Consider the following 7,219-nt stretch of genomic DNA (forward strand, 5'->3'; position numbering starts at 1 on the left):
GGGCGCGTCAGGGCGAGATGTGCCACAGAAAGAGGCGCAGCCAGTCGATCACGGGCCGGGCCCAGACCGCGATCAGCAGTCGGCGATCGACCTCGACCTTGCCGATGCCCTCCATGCCCGGCCGCAGTCGGGTCGAGGGTTCGGCCAGCCGGCCCTCGACGCGGAAGGCATTGCGCCCGTTGCGCGTCTCCGCGACAGGCGTCACCAGCTGCACGACGAAGGGGTAGGGCTCGTCCGGCAGCGCGCTGGCGAGCACCTCGCCGCGCTGGCCCGGCTTGACGTCGGCCACGACACGCTCGTCGACATGGAGGATCACGCGGTAATCGTCGAGCGGCGCGACCTCAAAAAGGACCTGCCCCCGGCTCACAGCCCCGCCGATCGACTGGCTGAGATCGCCGGAGACGATCAGCCCATCGAAGGGAGCGTAGAATTTCAGCCGCGCCAGCTGCTCGTCCACCAGCTTGATCTGCGCCTCGGCCTGATCGATCTGACTGCGCACGATGTTGATCGTGGCGGGCTGGCGCGTCGCCAGCGCCTTGTCGTATTCGAAGACGCGCTGCTGGCGCTCGGTCACCCAGCGCAGACGCTCCAGCACGAGGTCGCGGTCTTCCAGCGCCGCCAGCAGCTCGCCCTGCCGGACGGTGTCGCCCGCGCGCTTCTCGGCCGTCTTCAGATAACCGTCATAGGGTGCCACGACCGCCCGGCGCACCAGACCCTCGATGCGCGCATCCGAGGTGACGCGGTAATCGGTCTTCACCAGGGAGAATAAGATCACGAGGCCCGCCAGCACGAGCAAGGTGAGCTTGGCGGCGGCATGGCCGGGGCCGATGAGCGCCTTCAGCCCGTCGAGGGCGCTGTCGAACAGCTTGCGCGGCAACCAGCGATCGTTCAGCCGCTTTTCTTCCAGCACCGGGCCGACGGCGGCGCAGGCTGCGCGGATGATCTCGATCGTCTCCGGGTCGAAGGGCTGGTCGCCCGAGCGTTCGAGCGTGAAGGCGCCGACGAAGCGGTCCCCGGCAAGGAACGGAACCGTCAGCACATGGCCGTTATGGCGCAGCCGCGCCAGTTCGGCATGGGCCGTGGTGATCACCGCCTCTTCGGCGGCTGAGGGAAAGAGGATCAGGCTGCGCTGGTCGAGCGCCTCATCCATGCAGGCGCCGAGGCTGCGCACGAGATTCATCTCGTGACCGAACTGGGCGGTGTGCGAGATCGCCGCTACCCGGCTGCGGTGGCCTTGGGAAAAGCCTATCGAGGCACGGGCGCAGTCGAACCGGATGGCGAGATCGGTCGCGCTCGCGAGGCACGCCGCGGCGAAGCGTGTCTGTTCGAGCGCGCCGGCCAACAGGTCCAGCGCGGCGCGCGCACGGCCCAGCTGCGCCGAATCCCGGCTGGCGGCGGCGCCGCTCTGCCTGGCGACGAGCCAGGCGGCGCCCCAGCCGATCCGTCGGATCGCGGCGCGCCAGCGCTCCGGATCGCGCGTGGTGAGGCGAAAGACCGCACAGGCGAAGAGGGTGCCGTCCTGGCTCAGCGGCACGCCGACCAGAGCGGCTCCCTCCGCCACCAACTCCCGGACGACGCTGCGATTTTCGCTCCAGGCGGCTCGGGCCGTTTCAGCCAGATCGGCGGCCACACTCCCCGGCCAGGCCGCGACGAGCGTCAGCGTCTCGGCGCCGGTACCGGCGAACACGGCTCCCGCCTGTGCATCGGCCAGCATCGGGCCCTGCAGAGCGAGCCAGGCCGCCGCCGCCTCCTCGAAACGCTCGGCGGACTGCAGCCGCTGCCAGAGCGCCGGCTCGGTCAGGAAGACGCGCTCGTCCGAGGCGGCCTCGTCACCGCGTCCGGATGGCGCAGCGCCGCTCACGACCGGGCGCCTCGCGGCCGACGGCTCGCGCGAAGGCTGCTATCAGGCTTCGACATCCAGGCGGCCATGCCGGTTCTCGTATTCACTCAGCACGCCGCCGAGCACGGCATGGAGGCGCTTGGCCGCCAGTGGCGTCAGGATGATCCGGTTCGACAGATCGACGACCACCTGATCCGCCTCACTGACGTTCCAGGTGCGGTTGGTGCCGAAGAACAGATCGACCTGCTCGCGCGTGCCCTGCACATTGACGACATTCGCGAAATGCGTCGCCATTGAGTCCTCGCGCCAGGCGATCTGGCGGGTTTCGCTGTTGCCCTGCTGACCTGCGTCGCTCACCGGCGTTCCCGTTTGCTGTTGGAGGCCCGGCACCTTGTGGCGGTCGCCATCGCCCGAGTGGTCTTGATCGTTTCCGGTATCCATTGCAAGTCTCTCGCGCCGGCCCGGCATGTCTACCGCTGACGAGCCAAGTTTTCGGCCGGCGTATCCTGAGGTAGGCGACAGATCTGCGCGTGAGGTGCAAGAGTGCGATCGGCATTTGTCTTGATCCAGCATCTCAATCGCAGCCAGTCCGCGGATCGCGTGAAGCAAATGGGCCCCGAGGCGTGAGCGGCGGCGTGCTCGGGGTGCCGCCGGGATCAGGGCGGCTCGTGATCGCCGGCGGTGGTCCCGCCGGATGGCTCGCGGCGGCCTTCCTGCAGCGCTGCCTGGGCCCTCTCGGGTGGAGCGTCGCGATCGTGGCAGGGCGAGGGGCGGCCCGCCGCGACGACGCTCTGGCCACCGGCCCCGCCTTCACGCGGTTGCTCGCGCAACTCGGCCTGGATCGCGACGCGCTGATGCGGCGCTGTGGTGGCACCTACCGCCTCGGCAGCAGCTTCGCCGACTGGTTCGGGCCCGGCCGTACGGATCTGCTCCCCTTCGGACCCTGCGGCCCGCGCCCTGGCGGTTATGATCTCTTTCATTACTGGCTCAAGGCGCGGCAAGCCGACGATGCCGGACCCGCCTATACCGATCATTCGCTCGTCGCGATGCTGGCAGAGCAGGGGCTGGGGCCGCTTCAGCGGCAGGGGCGCTCGCCGGTCGAGGAGGAGGGAGATTACGGCTTCCATTTCGCCACCGGCGCGCTGTGCGAGGCGCTGCGCGATGCGGCGCTGGCGAGCGGTGTGCGCTGCTGGGACGACCGGGTTGAAGAAGTCCTTCGCGACGAGCGCGGCATTGCCGCCTTGCGTCTCGGCGGCGGCGCTCGGCTCGAGGGGGACCTCTTCATTGATGCGACGGGCTCTTCGGCGCGGCTCAGTGGCACGGACCCGGGCAACCCTTTCGAGCTCTCGCCCGGCCCGGCTCTGACGATCACACGCCGCACCCTCCCGGCGCCGGGCGATGGCAGAGCACTGACCCGTTACCGCGCCAACCCTTCCGGCTATCACGAGATCGTGCCGCTGCTCGACGAGGCGGTGGAGACCGGTGTTCGCGTCGCCTCGGCCGGCGAGAGCGCCCTCCTGGTTGCAGGAAGGCGAAAATGCATCTGGAGCACGAACGTGGTGACGCTGGGGACGGCAGCCATGGTGCTGCCACCCCTGCATGGCCTGGGCTGGCTGCTGGTCCAGCGCAGCCTCGAGCACTTGCTGGCGTGGTTGCCGCGCGGCGTGGACGAGCCGTTGCTGCGGGATTCGTTCAACCGCGAAATCGACCGCGATATCGCCGCCGCGCAGGAGGCGATTTCGCTGTGTCTCTCGCTGCCAAGCCGTGCCGAGCCCTTCTGGGCCGGTTGTCGCGAAGCCGCTCTTTCACCTGGACAGACGCGGCGACAGGCGCTTTACGAGGCCTGCGGCCGCGCTGAGCCTCTCAGCGAGCCTGTCTTTCCCGAAACGGCGCATTATCACCTGTTCGCTGCAGCCGGGCGCTGGCCCCGCCACGTCTTCGCCCCGGTCGACATGCTCGATGAACTTCAGTGCCGGCGCCTGCTCGAGAGTGTGCGCGCGCAGAACGACGCGATGCTGCGGCCGATTCTCCCGCATCGGCTCATTCTCGCCGCTCTCCATGGGCGCGACGAGGAGAGCCTGCCGGGGGCCGCGTCTGCGAGGCAGGCCTATCCGGCTCGGCACGACCGCCTCGCCGCGATCCGGGCCACGGCCGGTGGGCGCAAGCTCGCCGAGCTCATGGGCTCGCTCGGCAAGCCTTTCGCCGTCGAGCGCTCGATCAAGGCGGAGGAGGGTCGCTTGCAGCGCGAGCGCTTCCTGACCAGCATCCATCGGACGGCGCTCGGCGCCGATCCCGGCCGGATGCTGACGAGCCTCGCCGCGGAGCTGGGACTGCCCGCGCCCTATCGTGAGGCGGCGGCCGAGGCGATCGTCGATGCCGACATCCTGCATCTGGGCTACGAGGACGGCGTGCATGGCCCGCTCTACAAGCTCTATGTCGAATGGTCGGCGCGGGCCGATCGCCTCTGGCACCGCCCGGATCTGGATCCGGGGGGCGATCCGGTCCTCGTTCACCGTGCCTATAAATGGGATCCCGCTCGCCCCGAGCGCGTGGTGACGACCCTGTATCACTGGCCGAGGGTGCGCAGCGCCGCCGATATCCGCGCGCGATTGCCGGCTCTGGGGGAGGATGCGGGCGGGATCTTTACGGCAGGCCTGGCCGAAGCGGCGCTCGATATCGTCGAGCGGGAGGGGACCGGCCATGCGCATTTCCTCGAAGTGAAGGAAGAAGAGAGCCCGCGTCTCTCCTACGACCTGAACCTCTACGCCACGGGCCTCTCGGTCGCCGCTCTCGCCGGTGTGATCCAGCCTGCCTTTGCGCATCTGGCGGTTCCGCAAGGCGACATCCGCGACGTGCTGGCGCGTCACGGTGCTGAAACGCTCGGCCATATCGCTGCGGGGGTGGGCCGGCGTGGCGCGCCCTTCGTCACGATCTATTTCGGCGGAGGCGAAGCCTGAGCTGAGCGCGCTGGCGCAAGGCGTCAGACGCCCTCGGCCTGCTCCCACCAGCTCTTCACGATCTCGACGCTGGTCAGTTCTGCGCGGGCGGTAATCTCCTTCTGGAGCGCCCGATAGGCGCTCGCGGTCGTTCCGAACCTCGCCTTGAAGCTGCGGCTGAAATGGGCGTCGCTGCGAAAGCCCAGATCGGCGGCGAGGCGCGCCAGCGTCCGCTGCTCCAGCGGATCGGACAGCGCCGACTGCATCGCGAGCAGCCGCCGCTCCTGGACATAGCGCATGATGCCGCCATGCTCCGCGAACAGCCGGTAGAGGGTCGCCCGGGAGACCTTCAGATCTGCCGCCAGCGTCTCCGGAGACAGATCCGGCGAGGCGATCTGATCCTGCACCGCCGCCTCCGCCAGCGTCATCAGGCTGGCATCCGGCAAGCGTTCGACCTCGCTCGCGATCGCGGCCTCCGGATCGAGAAGCCGGCTCAGCGTCTGCAGCATCTCCCTTTCGGCCTGCGCGGCTTCCGCCTTGGTCATGACGAGGCAGCGCGCCCTCAGCGAGGCGATATGCGCGGCCAGAAGACGGTTACGGATGCTGTCGAGCTTCGGCTTCAGGCCCATGAGGATGCGGTGCGGAAACAGCCGGCGGGGAACGATCAGGGCGATGGAGTTGGACGCCGCCGCGCGCGTCTCGACATCCTGAGCCAGATCGATCACGGCGACCTGTCCGGGCCAGATCGTGACCTGCTGGCCCGTGATGGAGCCGGTGAAGCCGCCGCTGAGATAAAGATGTAGCATCACATGGTGCGGTGTCGCCGCGCGGCGCGCCGCATCGCGCACGAAATCCTGGCTGTTGAACGTCACCCTCGCGATCAGCGTCTCGCCCAGGATGATCGCGGCAGCGGACCCCAGCGGCGTCTTGTTCGACGTGTTGGGCCGGGGCTCGAACAGCGGTGAGAGGACTTCGCACCAGATCGGATAGGCTTCGGACGGGTCGAGGCTCGTGGTCAGGTAATGCAGGCGGGGCAGCTCAGTCACGGCAGCGGGATCCCGTTCCCATCGAGCGGCCCTCAAAGGCGTCGGCCATCGACCCGTCGGCGCGCACGGGACGGCGAACGGCCGATCGCGCCGCGGGGCGCGATATGAATTCGGTCGCTGCGGCTTGCAACGCCTTCGGGTCGATCATTGTTCAACCATCGTGGCGCGCCTTCGTCACGAATTCGGGCTCGGAAGCGGTAAAAGGGTCTCTTTCTGCTCGTCGGCGCCGGTGGCAGGGGAAACGCCGCCGCAGCGCTGAGACGCATGGTCAAGACAAACGATCGCACAAATCCTCATCAAACCATTAAGACCCTGATATCGGAGAGACGATGCGTATTCGGCCGCCTGAGCCGGAGCGCGAGGGTCGAGATGATGGCTAAACAGCTTCTGATATATGAACGCGCGGTCCCGGTGACGCGGCAGCGGCACGGATCCTGGTCGATCAAGGCCGGCTCGAGCTATGAATTCGCGCGAGACGTGAACTCGGTTCCGCTGATGGTCGCCGAGTTCGGCAGTGCCGCCCCCGAATATACGATCGTGTTCGGCGGGGCTTCCGGTGACGTCATCCCGGTGGCGCTGCTGGGCATTCGCGATGCGGAAAACCTCTATGTCGACGAACAGGGTGCCTGGACGGGGCGCTATGTGCCCGCGTTCCTGCGCCGCTATCCCTTCGTCTTCTCGAGCGACAATCCCAACGAGGCCGATGCCGTCTTCACGCTCTGCGTCGACGAGGAATTCGCCGGCTGCAACGATGAGGGCCGTGGCGAGCGCCTGTTCGACGCCGATGGCGAGCGGACGCAGTATCTCCAGAACGTGCTGGGCTTCCTGCAGGCCTATCAGGTGCAGTTCCAGCGCACGAAGATCTTCGTGGCGCGGCTGGAGGCGATGGGCCTGCTGGAGCCGATGCAGGCTCAGTTCACGCTCCGCAACGGCCAGCGTGCGACCCTCTCGGGCTTCAGCGTCGTCAACCGCGACAAGCTCAAGGGGCTGACCGGCGAGCAGCTCGCCGAACTGATGCAGGCCGACGAGCTTGAGCTGATCTACCAGCACCTGTCCTCGCTCGCGAACCTGACGCCCATCGCCGAGCGCATCGGCGTGCCCTCGGCTGAGCCTGCCGCCCCGGTCGACACGGCTCCGCCGGCGGCCCCGGCCAAGACGTCGAAAAAGTCCTGAGCGCCACGCGCCGGCGGCGCGCCGCCCCAACATGATCGTCCCGGCCCCGCAAAGGGCCGTGATCCTTCGACACATAGGCGGAACCGGCCCGGAGAAGCGACTACCGCTTTCCCGGCGCAAGCGGAGCCGAACAAGGCGCTGAACGCGCGGTCTCATCTCTTTGGAGGCGACCGCGCGCGGCGCTCCGCCCGCTGGCCACGGGTGGATGCGGCAGGAGAAGTGGG

The 7,219-nt window shown here is 68.3% G+C and carries 5 protein-coding genes; 2 read left to right on the plus strand and 3 right to left on the minus strand.

What is annotated here, in order from left to right:
- Window positions 1–7 precede the first annotated feature (7 nt).
- Window positions 8–1,861: a GAF domain-containing protein gene (locus tag ACOJTB_RS03050; protein WP_420101042.1), complete on the minus strand. Its 1,854-nt coding sequence runs from the start codon at window positions 1,859–1,861 to the stop codon at window positions 8–10.
- Window positions 1,862–1,903: 42 nt separating this feature from the next.
- Window positions 1,904–2,197 (minus strand): DUF3467 domain-containing protein, encoded by a 294-nt coding sequence (locus ACOJTB_RS03055; RefSeq protein ID WP_420101043.1) that lies wholly within the window; start codon window positions 2,195–2,197, stop codon window positions 1,904–1,906.
- A 278-nt stretch (window positions 2,198–2,475) separates the two neighbouring features.
- Here ACOJTB_RS03055 and ACOJTB_RS03060 point away from each other — a divergent pair, with 278 nt between their 5' ends.
- Window positions 2,476–4,797: a tryptophan 7-halogenase gene (locus tag ACOJTB_RS03060; protein ID WP_420101044.1), complete on the plus strand. Its 2,322-nt coding sequence runs from the start codon at window positions 2,476–2,478 to the stop codon at window positions 4,795–4,797.
- 23 nt (window positions 4,798–4,820) lie between these two features.
- Here ACOJTB_RS03060 and ACOJTB_RS03065 read toward each other — a convergent pair whose 3' ends face one another.
- A complete protein-coding gene (locus ACOJTB_RS03065) occupies window positions 4,821–5,822 on the minus strand; it encodes a helix-turn-helix domain-containing protein (protein WP_420101045.1) in 1,002 nt (333 codons plus the stop codon).
- 411 nt (window positions 5,823–6,233) lie between these two features.
- Between ACOJTB_RS03065 and ACOJTB_RS03070 the strand changes: the two genes are divergently transcribed.
- The gene (locus tag ACOJTB_RS03070) at window positions 6,234–6,995 is read left to right on the plus strand and encodes a SapC family protein (protein WP_420101046.1); all 762 of its coding nucleotides are present in this window, start codon (window positions 6,234–6,236) and stop codon (window positions 6,993–6,995) included.
- The last annotated feature ends 224 nt before the right edge of the window (window positions 6,996–7,219 follow it).

It is taken from the genome of Allobosea sp., from assembly GCF_048595345.1.
Taxonomy (GTDB): Bacteria; Pseudomonadota; Alphaproteobacteria; order Rhizobiales; family Beijerinckiaceae; genus Allobosea.